Genomic DNA, 18,195 nt, shown 5'->3' on the forward strand with positions numbered 1-18,195 from the left:
GATCACACCTCGCTGGGGAGTGCTGGGGATTCCGAGCCGCGGTAGAGCCGCGTGCGTACTTCGGTACTGGCCACGACCCGGCCGTTCTTGAGGACGAAGCGCCGCGCAGACCGGGAGAGCAGTGCCTCCTCGGGCGTAGCGGCATCGAGCACGACGAGGTCGGCCAGGGCTCCCGGTCTGACCCCGTAGTCCGTCGCGGCACCGACGATGTCCGCGGCACCGGTGGTGACCATGCCGATGAGCTGGCGGAAGTCCTCCGGGCTGCCGAGGTGCGACGTCTGTGCCAGGAACAGTGCGATGTCGAGCACGTCGGTGTTGCCGAACGGGGTGAACCCGTTGCGCACGTTGTTCGTCGAGAGCCCGGTGCGTACCCCGGCGTCCAGCAACTCCCGTACCGGCGCGATCCCGCGGCGGATGTTGACCCGGTCCGCCCGGCCCGAGAGGTGCATGTCGGTTGCCGGGAGCACCACCACCGCCACTCCGGCGTCGGCGAGGTCGGCCAGCACATCCTTGCGGTGGGCCGGATCCAGACCCGCCAACGAGGTCATGTGCCCCAGCGTGACCTGGCCGCCCAATCCCGACCCTCGGGTCCGCTCGGCGATGTACTCCGCCAGCCCGAACCGGGGATCACTGTCGTCATCGGCGAAGTCGGCGTGGATGTCCACCGGCACCCCGAACCGCTCCGCCAGGCCGAAGACCAGGTCGACGTGCCGCCGGCTGTCCGCGACGGACTCCTCGTTGTAGCTGCACCCACCGATCACGTCGGCACCCCGGCGCAGCGCTTCGACGAGCAGGTCCAACGTTCCGGGCGCCCGCAGGATCCCCTCCTGGGGGAACGCGACCACCTGCAGGTCGACCAGGTCGGCGTAGTCCTCGCGCAGTCCGAGCACCACGTCGAAGCCGAGCAGCCCGACGATCGGATCGATGTCCGGGTGCGCCCTGATCAGGCTGGTGCCGTTCGTGACCGCCTGCTCCAGGACCCGGGCCGCACGCCGCCGCACGCCGGCGTGCGTGAACGATCGCTTGAGCTCGCCGGTGACAGCGATGGCGCCGGCGAGAGTGCCGGCTTCGTTGGGCCGCTCGGCGTCGAGCAGTGCCTTGTCCAGATGCAGATGGGGCTCGATGAGTCCCGAGATGACCGCGTCCCCGCCACAATCCAGGATTGACTTGGACGTACCGTCAAACTTCTGGCCGATCCAGCTGATGCGACCGGACTCGACGGCAATGTCCACATTGCTCGACCACCCGGAAACCCGGCAGTCCCGCAGTACCAGATCTGCCATACTCCAGTTCCTTTCGAAAGGAACGTCGAATAAGTAATTGAATCTATTTCACGCTCGAGCCTAACCGCCAGAGATCTATTCGATAGTCGGCTGCACACCTGGAACAAGGTTTTTACCCGCCGGACACATCAGGCGGCGGAGGCCCCGAAACCAGCCGAGGTCGACCTCTCTGAGGCGGTGCGGGTCGGGTTATTTCCATACGGCAAAGGTGATGCGCCACGTGCTACAGGGCCCGGACTCAGGGCACTCCCGGGGATCGCCGGCGCCGCGATCGCTAAGCTCCGACCGATGCCCAGCTCAGAGATCGGGGACCGCCGAGCAGTGGGCGACCACAGCAGGTGAACGAGCCAGTGATCGCCGTGATCGGTGGCGGCGCAAGCGGGACGCTCGCGGCCGCCCATCTGGCCGCCTCTGGCAGACCGATGCGACTACTCATGGTCGAGCCCGGCCAGGTCGGCCGGGGAATCGCCTACGCGACCTCCGACCACCGGCACCGGCTCAACGTGCCCGCCGGTCGCATGAGCGCGTGGGCCGACGACCCGGAGCACTTCGTGCGTTGGCTCCGCGGCCACCGTCACCCCTGCGCCACCGCCGCGACCTATGCCGCGCGCGCGGACTACGGGTCCTACCTGGCCGACGTGCTCCGCACCGTCAGCCAGCTACCCCAGGTGCGGCTCACTGTGCTCGCCGCCCGGGCGGTAGCTCTTGCCGAACACCACGAGGGACTGCTGCTGAGTCCGCCCGCCACCGGGCCGAGCCCGAGACCAGCCAACGGCTCGAGAGTGCGCGCGCCGCCGGCTCGGTCCGGATCCACGCCGGAACGATCACCAACGTCGATGTCCGGGACGACCACGCCATGGTCGGCCTCTCCAACGGCACCACACTCCGGGCCAGCGCGGTGATCAACTGCACCGGCCGCTCCGGAAACCTTCTCGAGAACCCGTTGATCGCCCAGCTCACCCACCTCGGCCACGCCCGCACCGGCCCGTTCGGGATCGGCCTTGCCACCGACGCGGACGGACGGGTTCTCCCCGTGCCCGGGGCGCCCGCACTCCCGCTCTGGACACTCGGCCCGCCCCGCAAGGGCCAGCTGTACGAGTCGACCGCCATCCCCGAGGTCCGGGCCCAGGCCGCGTCGCTGGCCCGATCGATCAATGCCACACTCACGGCCGGGCACCCAGGACAGGCAGTCCGTCGCTGAAGCCGCGGGGCTAGACGGCGTCCAGGCCGCGTTCGCCGGTGCGGACCCGCACGATCGACTCGACGGGGCTGACCCACACCTTGCCGTCGCCGATCTTGCCGGTGCGGGCAGCCGTGACGATGGCCTGCACCACCGACTGTTCCGCGGCGTCGTCGACGATCACCTCGACCTTGACCTTGGGCACGAAGTCGACCGAGTACTCCGCGCCCCGGTAGACCTCGGTGTGGCCCTTCTGCCGGCCGTAGCCCTTGACCTCGGTGACCGTCATGCCCAGTACGCCGAGCTGCTCGAGGGCGCCCTTGACGTCCTCCAGCACGAACGGCTTCACGATCGCGGTGACGAGCTTCATCTCGCTCAGCCTTCCCGGCCGGCATTGGGTTCCTGGGCCCGGTCGGCGCTCGTGTTGCCGGGCGAGGGGTCCGTCCGGGGGCCGAGATCGCTGCCGAGGCGGCCACCCAGGGTGGAGAAGTCATAGCCGGTCTCGGCGTGTTCGCCCTCGTCGATGCCGGTGACCTCGGACTCCTCGTCCACCCGGAACCCGATGGTCTTCTTGATGATCATCCCGATGACGAACGCCCCGATGAACGAGTAGACCATCACCGAGGCGGCCGCGACGGCCTGGCGGCCCAGCTGGGTGAAACCGCCACCGTAGAACAGGCCGTCGTCGCCGAGCGCGGCGGCGTTCACGCTCTTGGTGCCGAAGAAACCGATCAGCAAGGTGCCGACGATGCCGCCGACCAGGTGCACCCCGACCACGTCGAGCGAGTCGTCGAACCCGAACCGGTACTTCAGGCCGACCGCGCTGGCACAGATCGCACCGGCAGCCACCCCGACCACGATCGCGCCCAACGGGTTGACGAACCCGCAGGCCGGCGTGATCGCGACCAGCCCGGCCACCGCACCGGACGCGGCACCCAGCGTTGTCGGTCGGCCGTCGCGGATCTGCTCCACGACCAACCAGCCCAACACCGCCGTGCAGGTCGCCACCGTGGTGTTGGTGAACGCCACCCCCGCCAGATCACCGGCGGCGAGCGCCGATCCCGCGTTGAACCCGTACCAGCCGAACCACAGCAGGCTCGCGCCGAGCAGCACGAACGGTAGGTTGTGCGGCCGCATCGGGTCCCTCGGCCAGCCCTTGCGCCGGCCGAGCACGATCGCCAGCGCAAGCCCGGCGGCACCGGCGTTGATGTGCACCGCCGTGCCGCCGGCGAAGTCCTCGGCCTTGAGCGTGTTGGCGATCCAGCCGCCGTGGAAGTCCGCGCCGGTGAACCCGTCGAAGGAGAACACCCAGTGGGCGACCGGGAAGTACACCAGCGAGCCCCACAACGCCACGAACAGCACCCAGGACCAGAACTTGACCCGATCGGCGATCGCGCCGGAGATCAGCGCCGGGGTGATCACCGCGAACATCAGCTGGAACATCACGAACGCCAACGCCGGGAGCGCATCGCCCCCGGGCCACGGGGTGGTGACCTGGCCCGTTGCCGGGTCGGTCGTGGCGACACCGACGAGATGGCCGATCGTCTTGCCGAGGCCGGCGAACTGGTTGCCACCGACCAGGCCGCCGAAGGCGTCGTTCCCGAACGACCAGCTGTACCCGTAGAGCGTCCACAGGATGCCGATCACGGCCAAGCAGATGAAGTTCATCATCAACATGTTCAGCACACTCTTGCTACGGACCATGCCACCGTAGAAGAACGCCAAACCCGGAGTCATCAACATCACCAGTGCCGCGCTCGCCAGCACCCAGGCGGTATCTCCTGCGTTGAGCACCTCGTTGTCCTCCCGCCGACCGACAGGGTGAAAAGGCTCCGAGCCAAAGGTTTCGTCCATCCACCCCGAATGTTTCGTTGCTGTGAACGAACCGCCGCGCGCGGTTGGCTTCGTAGAGTGGGAGTGGTGGATTTCGTATCCGACGAGTTCGAACTACTCGCGCAGAACGCGCGGGACGCCGGCCTGGACTGGTGGGCGCGGCCGGCGGTGCAGCGGGTCGCGCTCACCGTCGACGGCCACGTGGTCAGCGCGCTGGCCTGGGGCAACACTCCCCCGCGGATCGTGCTGCTGCACGGCGGAGGGCAGAACGCGCACACCTGGGACACCGTTGTGCTGAGCCTGCTCGCCACCGCGCCCGGCCTCGGCGTGCTGGCTGTCGACCTGCCCGGGCACGGCCATTCGGACTGGCGCGCCGACCACGACTACCAAGCCACCACGACCGCCCGCACACTCACCGCCGCCCTGCGCTCGTGGGCCACCCACCAGGCGACCGTCGTCGGCATGTCCCTCGGCGGCCTGGTCACCATCCGCCTCACCGCCGTGGCGCCCGACCTGATTCGCCACGCGGTCATCGTGGACGTCACCCCGTCGGCGCAGGCACGGCGAGCCGCCGCCACCCCCGCCGAGCAGGGCACGGTCGCACTGATCGACGGCCCCGCCGCGTTCGACTCGTTCACCGAGATGCTCGACGCGACGATCGCGGCCGCTCCGCACCGCAGCCCCGCGTCCCTACGCCGCGCGGTGCTCCACAACGCGCGGACCGACGAAGAGGGCAAGTGGGTCTGGCGCTACGACCGCCACTCCGAGCACGGAGACTTCACGACACTCTGGGACGACCTCACGGACTCGGCCGCACCCATGACCCTGGTGCGCGGCGGCAGGTCCCCGTTCGTGACCGACCAGGACACCGCCGAGTTCGCCCGCCGCAAGCCCGGACTCACCCAGTACCTGGTTCCCCATGCCGGCCACTCCATCCAGAGTGACGCGCCCCTCGAACTGGCCGCGATCATCCGCACGGCGAGCCAGGACGGGGCGGGCGACTAGAGTCCATCAGCCGAGGCCGAGCAGCCCGGGAAGGTCGGCGACCGAGTCGATGACGTGGTCCGGCACCTCGCCGTCGATGCCGTGCTCGTGGTCGGGTTGGAACTTGCCGGTGCGCACCAGGACACCGGTGAGACCGTGGCGCTGCGCGCCGAGCACGTCGGACTCGACGTCGTCCCCGATCATCGCCGTGCGCCCGGCGGTCGCGTCCAGCCCCCGCAGCGCGGTATCGAAGAACGCCCGGGCCGGTTTACCCAGGATCGTCGCGCGGGTACCGGCGGCCTGCTGCAGCCCGAGCAGGAATGCGCCGGTGTCCAGGGAGAGCCCCGCCGAGGTACGCCAGAACAGGTTCGCGTGCATTGCCATCAGCTCGGCGCCCCGCTGCAGGTGGCCGAACACGGAGTTCAGCGCCTCGTAGCCGAACTCCGGCCCGGCGCCACCGGTCAGCACCACGTCGGGAGCGTCGTCGACCAGGTGCACACCGCCCAGGTCCTCGGCGATCTCACCGCTGTTGAGCAGCAGGCAGCGCGCGTCCGGACGGTGTTCGCGCAGGTAGGCGGCGGCCGCCGACGGCGCGGTGAGCACGTCTTCCGTCTCGACCGGGAAACCCGCCTCGGCGAGCGTGGCAGCGATCCGCGCCCTGGTGCGCGAGGTGGTGTTCGTGATCAGAGCGAACGGCAACCCGGCATCCCGGATCGCCCGGACGGCCTCAACCGCACCGGTCAGCGGCTCCCAGGAGACGGTCAGCACCCCGTCGATGTCAATCAGCACCGCGTGTGCGTCGATCATCCCCAGACGCTACAACGAGCCGGCTGACCGTCAGCCCTGTTGCTGGATCGAGATGCCGAACAGCTTCGCGGCGGCCTCGGCCGGTATGCGGTAGGACTGGCCCACCCGGAGCGAGGGCAACCGCCCGGCGTGGACCATCCGGTAGATGGTCATCTTCGACACCCGCAACATCGCGGCCACCTCGGTCACGGTGAGCAGGTTGATCGGTCGCCGGGTGCCCGGGCGGCCCGGGGCAGCCTCGGTCGGCGTCGAGTCATCATCCATGCCGTGTCTATCGGCGCCCCTGATGCAGATGTTACTTATGAGTAGTATGTGAAAGCCGGTGACGCGGCTCACTCGGCCAGCGGGACCGCGGCACGGCCGTAGAGCAGCTGGATCGCCGCGGCCCGGTTGCGACGGACATGCCGGAATGCGCAGTCCGCCGCGGTCCACACATTGCCCGACGCGATGGCCCGGTACAGCTCCTGGTGCTCCAGCCAGACCTCCTCGGGGTCGTCGATCTGCTGGTAGACCCAGCGCAAGCGCCCCTCCAATGGTTCGAGCAGCGACGCGAGCAGCCGGTTTCCGGACATCTCGATCACGTGGTGGTGGAACGCCGAGTTCGCCCGGCTGAGCGCGGCGGGCTCACCGGCGGCGGTGGCCAGCCGGGCCGCTTCCAGCAGTTCCTCGAAACGGCGCAGCGCAGCGGCGTCGGCGCGCTCGGTCGCCTGCCGGGCACTGAGCACCTCGAGCGCCTCCCGCACATCGAACAGCTCCTCGACGTCGCGGCGGGACAGCTCGCGCACGACGATGCGACGGGGCGACACCGCTTCGACGAACCCCTCGGCGATGAGCGTCTGGACAGCCTCGCGAACCGGGACGCGGGAGACCCCGAAGTCCTCGGCGAGGTCCCGCTCGACAAGCCGGTGTCCGGGCCCCAACCGGCCGCTGATGATCTGATCCCGCAGCTGTTCGCACACCTGGTCGCGCAGCCGGCTGGCGTCGGTCAGCGTCCCTGCGCGCTGGATGGCCATGCTCTCGTCCCCCCGGTTAACTCGGAGTTACGGTATACCAAACCGCTTGACGGCGCACCCCAATCCGGCGCAGATTTGGCATACCAAAAGGGGAAACCGGCACGTGGCGGGCCCCTTCGTCTGACGGTTGGATCGACTCATGGGTCAAGCACCACTCCGTCCGAGAGCTCTCCCGGACCGCGCGCGGCGGATCGGCATCATCACTCCGTCCTCCAACACCTGCCTGGAGCCCACCGCGTACCGGATGCTGTCCGGCACCGGCACCGGCACCGGCACCGCCACCGCGCACTTCGCCCGGATACCGGTCACCCGCATCGCGCTGGACGAGCGGGCGGACCGGCAGTTCAGCACCGACGCGATGCTCGACGCGGCCCGACTGCTGGCCGACGCAGACGTCGACGTCGTGACCTGGGGTGGCACCGCCGGTTCCTGGCTCGGTATCGAGCACGACCGGGCTCTGTGCGCGGCGGTCACCGAGGCAACCGGGATCCCGGCCACCACTTCGACGCTGGCGCTGCTCGACGCGCTGCGGGCCTACGGGGTCACCAGACTCGGGCTCGCCGTCCCCTACACCGACGACGTCGTCGCCCGGATCGCCGACGTCTACCGGGGCGCCGGAATCGAGGTCGTAGCCTCGGCCGCCCTGGGCCTGACCGAGAACGCCGCGTTCGCGGAGGTGACCGGCGAGCAGGTCGACAAGCTCGTCGCCACCGCCGCGGGGAGTCCCGACGGCGAGGTGCACGCGGTCGCGGTGGTGTGCACCAACGTATTCGGCGCCGGTCGGGTCGTCGACGCCGAGGCCCGGCTCGGGATCCCGGTGCTCGACAGCACCTCGGCGACGGTGTGGCAGGTGCTCGGCACCGCCGTGGCGGGCTGGGGCGAGCTGCTCGCCTCCGGGGCACGGCGGGCCGCGTTCCAGGACGTGGTGGACGAGCTGCTGGCGGCCACCGGCGCGGACCGCACCACGTTGCGCGTCGACCTGCCCGAGCACGGCCTCGGCGTCGACCGCACCGCCGCCGAGGGGCTCGGGCCCAGGGTCCGTTCCATCCGCCGCGACGCCTCGCTCGACCAGCGCGGGCTGAATACGGTGCGCTGGCTCGCCGAGCACGGCCGGGTGCTGGTGCAGCCCCACTTCCGGGCGGACCCGCGCCCGCCGGAGGCACTCATCGACGTCTACGGCGTGCGCGCGCAGGTGCTGGCGCCGCTGCGTGGGGCGGGCGGGCTGCTGGGCTGGCTGTCTGTCCACAGCCTCACCGAACGGGCCTGGTCCGAGGCCGACCTGGCCGCCGTCGACACCGCGGCAAACCAGACGCAGAAGATCATCGACAGCCACCCGCGAGGAAATTCATGAGTGCTCGGCGCCGACCTTGCCCGCTACCTCGCCGCTAGGGCAGCACGCGACCGCTGAACGCCGAACCGCCCCCGGAATGACCCGGGGGCGGATGTGTCTAGACGTTGTGGCTGTTCACCAGCCGTGGTGACGGTAGAAGTAGAACCGCGGGTGGAACCTGTGAGCGAAGAAGAACGGCCGACGGGGGTGGAAGGACGGCCCCAGTGCGAGTGTGGTGGCGACGAGGAGTCGTCGGATCATGGTGGCTCCGGTGACGGTGCGAACCGTGGCACGAGCAGTGCCGCGATGCTCCAGTGAGCACCGACAACGTACGTTCCGGTTTGAGTCGCTCGCATCGTCATTCTGAACTAGCGAGACGCAAGTGACGGGTGAGGGGAAAAAGGGCCGCGAGGGCTAGGGTTGGCGGCGGAACTCGTCGTGGTGGTCGAGCCACCACTGGGCGATGTCGGACCGGCGGGCGAACCAGATCTGGCCCCTGCCCCGCGCGTAGTCGATGAAGTCCCGCAGTGCCCGGGCCCGTCCCGGTTGGCCGGCCCACCGCCCGTGGACACCGATGGTCATCATCTTCGGATGCGTCGCACCTTCGTCCCACAGGTCGTCCAGCCCCATCTTGAGGTACGTGAAGAAGGACATCGGGTCGGCGTATCCAGGGAATGCGAACCGCATGTCATTGAAGGTCAGCGAGTACGGCACCACCAGATGCCGCGAGCCCCGGATCTCGACGAAATAGGGCAGGTCGTCGTTGTAGGCGTCCGAGTCGTACAGAAATCCGCCCTCGGCCACGATCAGCTCGCGGGTCTGTGACGACGGGGTACATCTTGAATGCCAGCCGACCGGCCGAGCGCCGCAGGCGCTCTCGATACTCCTGACGGCCCGCTGGATCAACTCACGTTCCTGCTCGCGGCTGAGCCGCCACGCTTCCTCCCAGCGCCAGCCGTGTGCCATCGCCTCGTGCCCGGCGGCGGAGATGTAGGCGCCGATCTCCGGGTTGTGATCGAGTGCCCGACCACAGCAGTTGAAGGTGGCGGGCACCCCGTACTCGTCCAGGATCCTCGCGAGTCGCCAGGTGCCGGCCCGGCTCTCGTACTCGAAGGTGGACTGGATACAGAGATCCGGAACGCCGAGCCGGGTCGGGTTGATCGCGAACCCGAACTCCCCGACGGTCTCCCGACGCTGGTCGCCCGCCTCGTAGCTGTACTCGGCGCCCGCCTCGTAGTTGACCACCAGACTGACCGCGACGCGCGCACCGTGTGGCCAGTGCACCACCGGTGGCACCGCCCCGTAGCCCACGAAGTCGCGGGGCGGCCCGTCGGCCCGCGACCCGCGGTCGGATGGAACGCCCATGCTGCTCCCTTTCCCGTCTCGCACGTCAGCGATCCGATCCGGGCGGATCTGCCTGCAGGAGTCGTCGCGTCTCGCGCAACGCCGCGACCTGTCTGGCGTCGAAGTGATGCGGACGTCCCTGCACGTGCACCGAAATGACGCCGACCACCGCGGCGTGACGGACGATCGGCGCGAGCATCTGCGCATACACGCGCAACTCGTCGACCAGGATCTCCGGCGGACGCACCGGATGAGTGCGGGTGTCGTTCTGGATGAGCAGGTCGTGGGTGCGAACCAGGTACTGGTAGGTCGGGTACAGAGCGGCGTTGACCGGCGTGCTGTCCCGGATCGATCCAACGCCGTCAGCGACCGCCTCGCCGACAAGTTCCGGCACACCGGCCGGGTCGGTGAGCCGGATGGTGGTGCGACTGGCTCCCGTGGCGGCGAGCAACCACCGGCAGCTCGCCAAATAATCGAAGGCCATCATTCCTTCAGACCGCCCGTCAGAGATTCTCATCCATATCCTGATAGATCTGGAAAGAATTGAACTGTCACCATATACTGACCCGATTCTTCACAATTTATCGCGGCCGGTCAACCGAAAGTACGTATACTTTCCGGCCCCATGTATACGTGGCGGGAAACCTGGACAACACAAACCGGAAACCCGATCGCCGTTCCCCGCCGCTACGATGGGGCGGGTGCACGGGAGTCGGTTATGACGCTGTCGATGCACCATGTGCCCTTGCCGACGCCGTCCGAACGGGTCCTGAGCCGGTTGCGCGCCAGCGGCCCGGGAACTCCGCCACTGCGGGAACGGGTCCGGGACGTGCTGCGGGACTGGATCGTCTACGGCGAGCTGGCGGCCGGGCTACGGCTGTTCGAGTTGGATCTGGCAGGAGTCCTCGGCGTATCCCGGCTGCCCGTGCGCGAGGCGATCCGCATGCTCGAGGCCGATGGCTTCGTCACGGTGGAGAGCCGCAAGGTCCGCGTCCGGACCCTCGATCCAGCAACGGTGACGAAGTTGTTCGATGTCGCGGAATGCCTGGAGGTCCTCGCGGCCAGGTTGGCCGCCGAGAACATCACGCCGGCCGGCGTGCGCGTCCTGGCCCATATCCTGGAGGACGGGCGCGCCGCACTCGACAGTGGCGATTTCGCGGTGATCGACCGGGTCAATCCAGCACTGCACGACGAGATATCCCACCTTGCTGGCAACGAGATCCTGGACGGGATACTCGGCCCGGTGCGCGGGCGCATTCAGTGCCTACTGTGGAACAGCAACGAATCCGGCCGGATCTGGCGGGAGCACGCCGCACTGTTCGACGCCATTGCGGCCGGCGACCCCGCGCGGGCCGAAGCGACAGCCAGGTCGCACATTCACTCGTCCCGCCAAGAGGTCCTTGCCGCCCTCGCCGGCGCATCCCGCTGAGACGAGCTCAGTGACGCTTGCGTGTCCCCGGTGTCGGGGCAAAGGTGAGCCGATGGGATTCCTGGACAAGGCGAAAGAACTGCTTGATGAGCACGACGACATGGTCGACAAGACGCTGGGCCAGGTGGGCGAAGCCGCCAAGGGACGGTTCGCCGGCCAGGACGGACTCATCGACGGCCTGGTGAGCAAGGCCAAGGCCATGACCGGCGACGGTGACAGCACCGCGCCGCCACCCCACGCACCGGCCGACTCCCCACAGGCCGCGCCAACCGCCGACGCTGAGCCCGAGCCCAACCCGGCCTGACCGAACATTCTTTCGCCAGGCGGTGAATGCACCGCCCGAATGTCGCTCGCTCAGCCGGTGTTAGCCGGCGGGCTCACCGGTGGCCCCGAGCCCACTGCCCATGCAGACGGAGAGAAGGCCCGTTGACCTGGTAGTTCACCAGGTCAACGGGCCTTCGCGCACTCAGGACACCGGACCTGGGGCAGCGACCGTTCAGCGCCCGTTGCGCGGGACGGCACGATTGATGCCTGGCAGGCATAGGTGACCCACCACAGGACCGTGCAGGGCGACATCGGTGACCCCGCGACCGCCGAGCAGGTCATCAACCAGGGTCTGGAGGAGTTCGGCCGGATCGACACCTCGGTCAACAATGCCGGCGTCTTCATCGCCAAGCCGTTCACCGACTACACCGCCGAGGAATACGCCAGCATCATCGCGGTCAACCTCACCGGGTTCTTCGCCATCACCCAGCGCGCGGTCGCGCAGATGCTCGGGCTGCTGTCGGACCCGGTCCCGGTGGTCAGCTTCACCTTCGGCATCCCCGGACCCGGCGTCGGCACCGTTCTGCTGCGCGCCGGGGAGAGCGGTGCGTCACCGCCGTACAAGGCCGCCCTCGCCGATCCATCGAGGGACCGAACAGTGGTTCACCGGCCGGCCCGCGAGGGCGCTGCGCAACGAGTTCACCGACCGCTACACACCGCTGGCCCCGGTCGGCTACCCCGCGCTGCACCACCTGACCAGCCCGATGGGCAAGGCGGGGCGGCCTCGGGCAATCCGGAACGGATCAACCTGTGGGGCGGCACCGGCCACCGTTACGCCACCGCCGAGCCCGCCGCGCACATCCTGACCCGCTCGCCGGCAGAGCCTGACCACCACCCGCTCCGAGACCTGTTCACGTTCGCAAGCAAGCGTCACAGGAGGGTTAAGTATCCGATAACTCGCCGCTACCATGCCAGCTTGAGCTCAGCGAGACTTAATAACAGCAGGTCAGAGCCAAGTCTGAGCGAGAGCTCAGCAGAATGACCAAATTAAGTAGGCTATTCTTTACATCGTTTTTTCGCTCGGGAGGTTGTCCCCATTGTGCCAACGGCACACGCTGAGCTGGACCTGATCCGAGCCACCCGGACCTCGGGTGGCCCTGATCACCAGCCTGCTGGAGGATCCTTCATGCAGTCCATTCACGGCTACACCGCACACCCGGCGATCGCGGGACCGGTCGCCCAGGACCGCGCGAACAGACCCATCGTGATTATCGACGACCATGAAATGTTCAGCAACACGCTGACGCTCGTGCTGCGCTCCCATGAGTTGGATGCACGCCAACTGACCACCACCGGCGGGACCGCGACGATCCTCGCGGAGCTGGTGCGGCTGCCGGCCGGCCTCGCACTGCTCGATCTGCACCTGGGGCGCGACCATCGTGGCCGATACATCGACGGCGTCGACCTTGTCAGACCACTGTGCGCACGCGGCTGGTCAGTGGTCGCGGTCAGCGGCACCAACGACGAGGCTCGAATCGCCGCGGCGGTCGCCGCCGGCGCGGTCGCGGCCGTCTCGATGTCGGATACCTTCCAAACCCTGCTCAGTACCGTGCACGCCGCGGCCGCTGGCGAGCAACCCATGACCGACGAAGCACGCCTCACCTGGGAGCAACGCCACCGCGATCACCAAGCCCAGCGGAACCGGGTCGTCCAGCGCCTCGATCGGCTCAGCAACCGAGAACGACAGGTTCTCGACCTTCTCGCCCAGGGTCACCACGCCAGCGCCATCACCACACACTTCGCCGTCTCCATCACCACCGTCCGCGCCCAGATCCGGTCGGCCCTGACGAAACTCGAAGTCAACTCCCAACTCGAAGCGGTCGCGCTCCTGAGCCATGCGGCCGCTTCGGCATAACCGCGGCAAACCAGAGCCGGCCGGCCAGTAGCTAGCGGTAGAGCCGCACGAACACGGCGGCCGCGACGAGGACCACCGCGGTGAGCGTGCTGATCGTGGCGATCGGGACCGCGGGCTGGCTGTACCAGTGCGAACGCGCTGGGAGCAGCCGCGTCCGCGCTGGGTCCATGCGCCACTCGAGGTACTCCGACCACGTCCCGCACCCGACCAGGACGACCCCCCAGAGGATGAGAAGGCCGATCCGATACGGCGCCAGCTCGTTGGCCGCAAAGTGCAGACACAGGATCGCGACCGACACGATGATGGCGATCATCGAGACGCGCAGCAACAGCGTCGCACCGACGATCATGCCTCGCCGGTCCGGTATCGACCTGTACTCGTTCTGAATCCTGATGGCGCACGCGACAGCGTCATCGGCGTCGTCACCGGTGACCGTGACAAGGCCGCGTTTCGGTTCGAATACCAGCTGGGAACCGTCGGTGTAATGGACGTCAATTTCAGCAATATCGGCCTTGGGATAGTTTTCCAGATTGTTGAGCCCGGCCTCGTCCGTGGCGTGAGCCTGGCGCCCGTCGGCCCACGTGACGGTCACCGAGTCCCGCCCGGGTGAGTCGAGTGCAAGATCGGTCACCCGGTACTGCTCCGGCGTTCTCAGGCGTTTCAGCGGGAGCTGTAGACGTACCGAAGCGCTTGCTGCCTGCGGACCCATGGTCCCCCCACATCGGCGACCCGACACCGGGGAGTCGAAGAACGAGTGTCGGCCGCCTGGCTACTCGTAACTTGGCGGAAACAATTTAGCCGTGAATGGAATGACTCAATCTAGCGGTTCGCCTCGAGGGGCACACCACCCGTCGGAGTGGTGCGAAAGCTGGCAGCCTCGCGGGCCCATCGCACCCTCGCCCGACCCGGCCGCCACCCCCGCACCACTGGCACCGCCGGGAACAGGCCTCATTGGGGTCGGTGGGCCGTTCCATGGACGAAGAAGGCTGCCATCTCGGTGATGATGCGATCACGACTTGGGCGTCGGGCGCCTGATGGGTAAAGGGATTCGTCGAACGCCGCGCTGAAAGCAACCACGGCGAACTGAAGACGGGTGAGCACCACGATATCCACTCCCGTCCAGCCCTGCGCACCCGTCTCGTAGGCAGCAACGCGTTCGAGCTCCTGGAGCAGTGGCAGCAGCGGCTTCTCCTGCCGCCGATCCTTCATGAGCGCGAACAGCAACTCGGCATGACCCTCGAGCAGGTCGTACACACTCTCGATGTAGTCCCGGGCGGTCACCTCACCTGAATGCGGCCCACTCGACCGGGAGGTCCATTGCACGATGAATTTATCGATGGCGCGCTGAAATGGTTCGACGACTGCTTCGTCGAAGAGCCGGGACTTCGTGCCGAAATGCTTGAAGATAAGGTTCTCGACCACGTCGGCCCTGGCCGCGATCTGCCGGGTTGTCGTGCCGGCCAGGCCGCCCTCGGCGAAGCACTGCCGAGCGGCGTTCAGGATCAGCTCTCGGATAACGGCGGACGACCGCGCGACGCGGGCACCACTCGAACGATCTTGAGATCCCGGGGGCGTGGCCATCGGAGCGATTATCTCAGATGCGGGCGCCTGCCCGGTCTCACACCCGGACGGCAGCTCCGACCACGCCACCCTTCGTCCCGACGGTCGCCGTGTCCATCACTCACAGTCACCGGGGCGGGCAGCCACGCTCGTCCGAGTCCTCCGCGTGACGCGCGCGCCGGAGGCAGTGGGCGCCGGATGACGACGTCACCCCAATGCGAGTAGTGATCGCTCTATAGCTGCCACTCGAAGAGGCTCCGCCTGGGAACCTCGGCCGGCAGGCCGATCATCTACCCAGTTCAGATCGCTGCTTTGAGCCGGATCGGGTGATATCGCGGACTTGACCGCCTGCTGGCGAGCCTCTACCTTCAGATAGCAGTTGCTCTACGTTGGGCAGTTCAAACCTTCTCTAACCTTCGTTCCTCGGCCCACGCGTTCATCGATCCCCGAAGTGAGCGGTGCAATGGTGCATCTTGAAACCACGCTGTGTCACCACGTAGGCGGTTGTCCTCCCGGCTTGGTCGCTTCGGCGCCGTTGTCGCGGACCCGGTCCCGGCTTGCGGGATGACCGCGCTCTCGCCTTCCGGGCCCGGGTCCGAGCTGCCTGCGGCAGGGTCTGCCGCGGGGCCGTTGCCGGCGGAGTCCTGGGATCCGCTGCACGCCGGGAGCCCCCCCGGCCGACTGTGGTCACGGGCCAATATCGGCGAGGCGCTGCCTGGTGTGCTGACCACCTTGACCTGGGATCTGTGGGAAGTTGCCGCCGAGGGCGCAACCCGTGCGGCATTCCACGCGTTGGGCGCGGCGACCCGCGGGGAGGCACGGGTACCCCTCGATCGGGAGGAGCGGTTCTCGAGGGCCTTCTACGGGCGCGGCGCCGTGCAGCTGGATTTCCTGTGCTCCATGGGTGATCGCATCCCCGGCACATCCGGAGCCGCGATCGCGGAACAGGTCTTCGGTCGCGTACCGGAAACTTTGGTCGGTCTGAGGACCCGTCGCCGGTACCCGATCATTGCCGCCCGAATGCCGTACACCTTCTTCCGGATTCCGTCCGTACTGCGTTCCACAGCGGCGGATACCCACCAGTGGTGGCGCTGTCAGATCGCGTCCGTTCCCGACCTGGACCATACGGCCGCGGTGCGGCTGTTCTCGGAGGCGACGGCGCGTTTCCGGCGGAACGTGGCGCTGCAGGCGACGACCCTGTTCTGTGTGGTGCAGCCGATCTACAACGTCCTGGAGAAGCTCACGGCCGGCGTGGGCGTCGGCGACATGACGAGCCTCGCCAGCGGCTACGGATCAGTCCCTGAGACAGCGGTGGTCGCTGATCTCTGGAGAGCGTCCCGCGGCGAGATGGACATCTCGGAGGTCGTGGACCGGAACGGATTCCATGGGCCGCACGAGGGCGAGCTGTCGTCGCGGGTGTGGCGTGAGGACGCCACCGCGCTGCATCGGCTGGTCGCCGAGTACGCCGTCATGGACGAGGAGCGGAACCCGCTCGCGCGGGAAGCCGCACTGCGCGATCGCCGCCTCGAGCTGGAGCGGGACATCCTCGCGGCGTTGCCTCCGGTCAGGCGTCCACTGGCCCGCCGGGTGCTGCACACCGCCAGCACCGTGATCCCGCTCCGGGGCATGGCCAAGGAGTCGTTCCTGCAGGCCTCGGACACGATCCGGGCAGCTACCCGGCGGGTCGGTGACCTCCTGGCCTCGGACGGGACGATCGCCACCAGCGACGACGTGTTCTTCCTGACCGAGAGTGAGATCGCGGACCGCCGCCCGGACGACATCCGCGGCCTGATCGAGCGTCGCCGCGAGCGCTACGCCTACTACCGCTCGATCGAACTGCCCACGCACTGGCAGGGCGACCCGGTACCCATCGTCGCTGCGGCGGAGTCGCGGGCAGCGGACTCGGTCAACGGTGTCGGGGTCAGTCCGGGTGTGGTCGAGGGATTCGCGCGGGTGGTGACCGACCCAGACTTCGACTACGTCGAGCCCGGCGAGATCTTGGTCGCTGCCGCCACGGACCCCAGCTGGTCGTCGATCATGTTCATCTCCGCCGCCCTGGTGGTGGACATCGGCGGGGCGCTGTCCCACGCCGCCATCGTGGCGCGCGAGCTCGCGGTGCCCTGTGTCGTGAACACGATCACCGGGACCCGCAGCATCCGCACCGGCGACCGCTGCCGGGTCGACGGCACCACCGGCATCGTCACGGTGCTCGAACGTGCCGCCAGCTCTTCCTGACCGTCCCATCAAGGTTCACCAATGATCGACTCCAGGAAGGACGAGAGATGTCCGACTCCCGAGGCCCGTGGGGGCCGTTGGCCGAGCCCATGCACACCGACCGCGTCTTCTCACCGGACGACCCGCCGTGGCGGGAGAACCTCTTCCTCACCCTCTACGACCGCGAGCGCGGCTTCTACGGCACCACCCACCTGCAGGGTGGGCGCACCGATGCGGGCATGTGGGCCAGATGCTCGGTCGTGGTCGACAAACGCCCGGCGGAGATCTGGGAACGGCTGAACCCGATGACGTTCGAGTCCGAGCACATCTCGTTCGACCTCGGCGGACATCTCGAGGCGAAGTCGGACGACTTCGAGCTCCACCTGGATCTCAGCCCACTTCGGGAGGCGATCGACTACTCGCCGTCCGGAGCCCTGCCCGGGCTGCGGCCGAACGAGCCGCTGCAGCACTTCGAGCAGGCCGGCACCCTCACCGGGACCGTCACGATGGGATCGACCACCCTCCAGCTCTCCGGCGGAGTGGTCCGCGACCGCACGTGGGGATTCCGTCAGGAGATCTCGTCCTGGACCGAGTACTACGCCGGGTTCTTCCTCTTCGACGACTTCGATCTGGCCACCATGAAGTTCCAGACGCTGGATGGAGATATCCCGGCGCACGGGCAGCTGGTCGGGTCCCGGAACGAGAGCGTCGCCGACGCCACGGTCCGCCGGCGCGACCCGTGGGGCAACATCGCCGAACTCGACCTCGTGCTGGACAACGGGTCACCCCTGAGTCTGAGCCTGGGTAAGCCCGAGGCCCGCATCAACTGCCCGCTCAACGATCCGACCGGGCCGGTGGCGTTCACCTCGTACGACGACCTCGTCGAGGTCCGCACCAGCGACGGCGACGTGGGCTTCGGGATCATCGAGCAGGGAATCCTGCGCCGGCAGGCCTGACCAGCGGCACGACCACCTCGCACACCACCGAACCCGGCCGCCTGTCGTTATCCGCTGAGGACAGCCGGCCGGGTTCGCGTGGG

The 18,195-nt window shown here is 68.1% G+C and carries 21 protein-coding genes; 10 read left to right on the plus strand and 11 right to left on the minus strand.

Annotated features, from left to right (window positions below; all coding sequences use genetic code 11):
- Window positions 1-2 precede the first annotated feature (2 nt).
- On the minus strand, window positions 3-1,283 hold the full coding sequence (locus tag ACTXG6_RS30575; RefSeq protein WP_445182868.1) for an amidohydrolase family protein: 1,281 nt from the start codon (window positions 1,281-1,283) through the stop codon (window positions 3-5).
- Window positions 1,284-1,621: 338 nt separating this feature from the next.
- On the opposite strand from ACTXG6_RS30575, the gene ACTXG6_RS30580 reads away from it, so the two are divergent.
- Window positions 1,622-2,185, plus strand: coding sequence for an FAD/NAD(P)-binding protein (locus ACTXG6_RS30580; protein ID WP_445182869.1), 564 nt, complete (start codon window positions 1,622-1,624; stop codon window positions 2,183-2,185).
- Window positions 2,140-2,484, plus strand: coding sequence for a hypothetical protein (locus ACTXG6_RS30585; protein WP_445182870.1), 345 nt, complete (start codon window positions 2,140-2,142; stop codon window positions 2,482-2,484). Before ACTXG6_RS30580 ends, ACTXG6_RS30585 begins: the two co-directional genes overlap by 46 nt.
- Before the next feature lie 10 nt (window positions 2,485-2,494).
- Here ACTXG6_RS30585 and ACTXG6_RS30590 read toward each other — a convergent pair whose 3' ends face one another.
- Window positions 2,495-2,833 (minus strand): P-II family nitrogen regulator, encoded by a 339-nt coding sequence (locus ACTXG6_RS30590; RefSeq protein ID WP_445182871.1) that lies wholly within the window; start codon window positions 2,831-2,833, stop codon window positions 2,495-2,497.
- Between the two features lie 5 nt (window positions 2,834-2,838).
- Window positions 2,839-4,257, minus strand: a complete 1,419-nt coding sequence (locus ACTXG6_RS30595) for an ammonium transporter (protein WP_445182872.1) — start codon at window positions 4,255-4,257, stop codon at window positions 2,839-2,841.
- Window positions 4,258-4,383: 126 nt separating this feature from the next.
- On the opposite strand from ACTXG6_RS30595, the gene ACTXG6_RS30600 reads away from it, so the two are divergent.
- The gene (locus tag ACTXG6_RS30600; protein ID WP_445182873.1) at window positions 4,384-5,301 is read left to right on the plus strand and encodes an alpha/beta fold hydrolase; all 918 of its coding nucleotides are present in this window, start codon (window positions 4,384-4,386) and stop codon (window positions 5,299-5,301) included.
- Between the two features lie 6 nt (window positions 5,302-5,307).
- Here ACTXG6_RS30600 and ACTXG6_RS30605 read toward each other — a convergent pair whose 3' ends face one another.
- The 3 genes from ACTXG6_RS30605 to ACTXG6_RS30615 all read right to left on the minus strand — a co-directional run bounded on the left by ACTXG6_RS30605 (window position 5,308) and on the right by ACTXG6_RS30615 (window position 7,100).
- Window positions 5,308-6,087: an HAD-IIA family hydrolase gene (locus tag ACTXG6_RS30605; RefSeq protein ID WP_445182874.1), complete on the minus strand. Its 780-nt coding sequence runs from the start codon at window positions 6,085-6,087 to the stop codon at window positions 5,308-5,310.
- A 30-nt stretch (window positions 6,088-6,117) separates the two neighbouring features.
- The gene (locus ACTXG6_RS30610; protein WP_445182875.1) at window positions 6,118-6,351 is read right to left on the minus strand and encodes a helix-turn-helix domain-containing protein; all 234 of its coding nucleotides are present in this window, start codon (window positions 6,349-6,351) and stop codon (window positions 6,118-6,120) included.
- Between the two features lie 68 nt (window positions 6,352-6,419).
- Window positions 6,420-7,100 carry a GntR family transcriptional regulator gene (locus ACTXG6_RS30615; protein WP_445182876.1) on the minus strand — a complete coding sequence of 227 codons (681 nt, stop codon included), beginning with the start codon at window positions 7,098-7,100 and terminating at the stop codon, window positions 6,420-6,422.
- 139 nt (window positions 7,101-7,239) lie between these two features.
- Between ACTXG6_RS30615 and ACTXG6_RS30620 the strand changes: the two genes are divergently transcribed.
- Window positions 7,240-8,451 (plus strand): aspartate racemase/maleate isomerase family protein, encoded by a 1,212-nt coding sequence (locus ACTXG6_RS30620; RefSeq protein WP_445182877.1) that lies wholly within the window; start codon window positions 7,240-7,242, stop codon window positions 8,449-8,451.
- Window positions 8,452-8,565: 114 nt separating this feature from the next.
- Here ACTXG6_RS30620 and ACTXG6_RS30625 read toward each other — a convergent pair whose 3' ends face one another.
- The 3 genes from ACTXG6_RS30625 to ACTXG6_RS30635 all read right to left on the minus strand — a co-directional run bounded on the left by ACTXG6_RS30625 (window position 8,566) and on the right by ACTXG6_RS30635 (window position 10,261).
- Window positions 8,566-8,691, minus strand: coding sequence for a hypothetical protein (locus ACTXG6_RS30625; protein ID WP_445182878.1), 126 nt, complete (start codon window positions 8,689-8,691; stop codon window positions 8,566-8,568).
- Window positions 8,692-8,844: 153 nt separating this feature from the next.
- A complete protein-coding gene (locus ACTXG6_RS30630) occupies window positions 8,845-9,795 on the minus strand; it encodes a polysaccharide deacetylase family protein (protein WP_445182879.1) in 951 nt (316 codons plus the stop codon).
- Between the two features lie 25 nt (window positions 9,796-9,820).
- Window positions 9,821-10,261: a hypothetical protein gene (locus tag ACTXG6_RS30635; RefSeq protein ID WP_445182880.1), complete on the minus strand. Its 441-nt coding sequence runs from the start codon at window positions 10,259-10,261 to the stop codon at window positions 9,821-9,823.
- Between the two features lie 243 nt (window positions 10,262-10,504).
- On the opposite strand from ACTXG6_RS30635, the gene ACTXG6_RS30640 reads away from it, so the two are divergent.
- From ACTXG6_RS30640 to ACTXG6_RS30655, 4 genes are all read left to right on the plus strand, one after another.
- Complete coding sequence (locus tag ACTXG6_RS30640; protein ID WP_445190140.1) at window positions 10,505-11,203, plus strand: GntR family transcriptional regulator; 699 nt, start codon at window positions 10,505-10,507, stop codon at window positions 11,201-11,203.
- A gap of 52 nt (window positions 11,204-11,255) precedes the next feature.
- Complete coding sequence (locus ACTXG6_RS30645; protein WP_445182881.1) at window positions 11,256-11,507, plus strand: antitoxin; 252 nt, start codon at window positions 11,256-11,258, stop codon at window positions 11,505-11,507.
- A 240-nt stretch (window positions 11,508-11,747) separates the two neighbouring features.
- Window positions 11,748-12,509, plus strand: coding sequence for an SDR family NAD(P)-dependent oxidoreductase (locus tag ACTXG6_RS30650; protein ID WP_445182882.1), 762 nt, complete (start codon window positions 11,748-11,750; stop codon window positions 12,507-12,509).
- Between the two features lie 222 nt (window positions 12,510-12,731).
- Entirely contained in the window at window positions 12,732-13,382 is a 651-nt protein-coding gene (locus ACTXG6_RS30655; protein WP_445182883.1) for a LuxR C-terminal-related transcriptional regulator, read from the plus strand.
- Between the two features lie 31 nt (window positions 13,383-13,413).
- Here ACTXG6_RS30655 and ACTXG6_RS30660 read toward each other — a convergent pair whose 3' ends face one another.
- Window positions 13,414-14,013, minus strand: a complete 600-nt coding sequence (locus ACTXG6_RS30660) for a hypothetical protein (protein WP_445182884.1) — start codon at window positions 14,011-14,013, stop codon at window positions 13,414-13,416.
- A gap of 317 nt (window positions 14,014-14,330) precedes the next feature.
- The gene (locus ACTXG6_RS30665) at window positions 14,331-14,963 is read right to left on the minus strand and encodes a TetR/AcrR family transcriptional regulator (protein WP_445182885.1); all 633 of its coding nucleotides are present in this window, start codon (window positions 14,961-14,963) and stop codon (window positions 14,331-14,333) included.
- A gap of 699 nt (window positions 14,964-15,662) precedes the next feature.
- On the opposite strand from ACTXG6_RS30665, the gene ACTXG6_RS30670 reads away from it, so the two are divergent.
- Together ACTXG6_RS30670 and ACTXG6_RS30675 are read left to right on the plus strand one after the other, a co-directional pair.
- On the plus strand, window positions 15,663-17,177 hold the full coding sequence (locus ACTXG6_RS30670) for a PEP-utilizing enzyme (protein ID WP_445182886.1): 1,515 nt from the start codon (window positions 15,663-15,665) through the stop codon (window positions 17,175-17,177).
- Window positions 17,178-17,224: 47 nt separating this feature from the next.
- Window positions 17,225-18,112 (plus strand): hypothetical protein, encoded by an 888-nt coding sequence (locus ACTXG6_RS30675; protein ID WP_445182887.1) that lies wholly within the window; start codon window positions 17,225-17,227, stop codon window positions 18,110-18,112.
- The last annotated feature ends 83 nt before the right edge of the window (window positions 18,113-18,195 follow it).

It is taken from the genome of Pseudonocardia sp. Cha107L01 (assembly GCF_052566575.1).

Bases quoted from the DNA above. Each gene is read 5' to 3' on its own strand.
- ACTXG6_RS30675 (WP_445182887.1), top strand. From the start codon at position 17,225: ATGTCCGACTCCCGAGGCCCGTGGGGGCCGTTGGCCGAGCCCATGCAC.
- ACTXG6_RS30590 (WP_445182871.1), bottom strand. From the start codon at position 2,833: ATGAAGCTCGTCACCGCGATCGTGAAGCCGTTCGTGCTGGAGGACGTC.
- ACTXG6_RS30630 (WP_445182879.1), bottom strand. From the start codon at position 9,795: ATGGGCGTTCCATCCGACCGCGGGTCGCGGGCCGACGGGCCGCCCCGC.
- ACTXG6_RS30645 (WP_445182881.1), top strand. From the start codon at position 11,256: ATGGGATTCCTGGACAAGGCGAAAGAACTGCTTGATGAGCACGACGAC.
- ACTXG6_RS30610 (WP_445182875.1), bottom strand. From the start codon at position 6,351: ATGGATGATGACTCGACGCCGACCGAGGCTGCCCCGGGCCGCCCGGGC.
- ACTXG6_RS30620 (WP_445182877.1), top strand. From the start codon at position 7,240: ATGGGTCAAGCACCACTCCGTCCGAGAGCTCTCCCGGACCGCGCGCGG.
- ACTXG6_RS30585 (WP_445182870.1), top strand. From the start codon at position 2,140: ATGGTCGGCCTCTCCAACGGCACCACACTCCGGGCCAGCGCGGTGATC.
- ACTXG6_RS30625 (WP_445182878.1), bottom strand. From the start codon at position 8,691: ATGATCCGACGACTCCTCGTCGCCACCACACTCGCACTGGGGCCGTCC.
- ACTXG6_RS30640 (WP_445190140.1), top strand. From the start codon at position 10,505: ATGCACCATGTGCCCTTGCCGACGCCGTCCGAACGGGTCCTGAGCCGG.
- ACTXG6_RS30605 (WP_445182874.1), bottom strand. From the start codon at position 6,087: ATGATCGACGCACACGCGGTGCTGATTGACATCGACGGGGTGCTGACC.
- ACTXG6_RS30665 (WP_445182885.1), bottom strand. From the start codon at position 14,963: ATGGCCACGCCCCCGGGATCTCAAGATCGTTCGAGTGGTGCCCGCGTC.
- ACTXG6_RS30635 (WP_445182880.1), bottom strand. From the start codon at position 10,261: ATGATGGCCTTCGATTATTTGGCGAGCTGCCGGTGGTTGCTCGCCGCC.
- ACTXG6_RS30615 (WP_445182876.1), bottom strand. From the start codon at position 7,100: ATGGCCATCCAGCGCGCAGGGACGCTGACCGACGCCAGCCGGCTGCGC.
- ACTXG6_RS30575 (WP_445182868.1), bottom strand. From the start codon at position 1,283: ATGGCAGATCTGGTACTGCGGGACTGCCGGGTTTCCGGGTGGTCGAGC.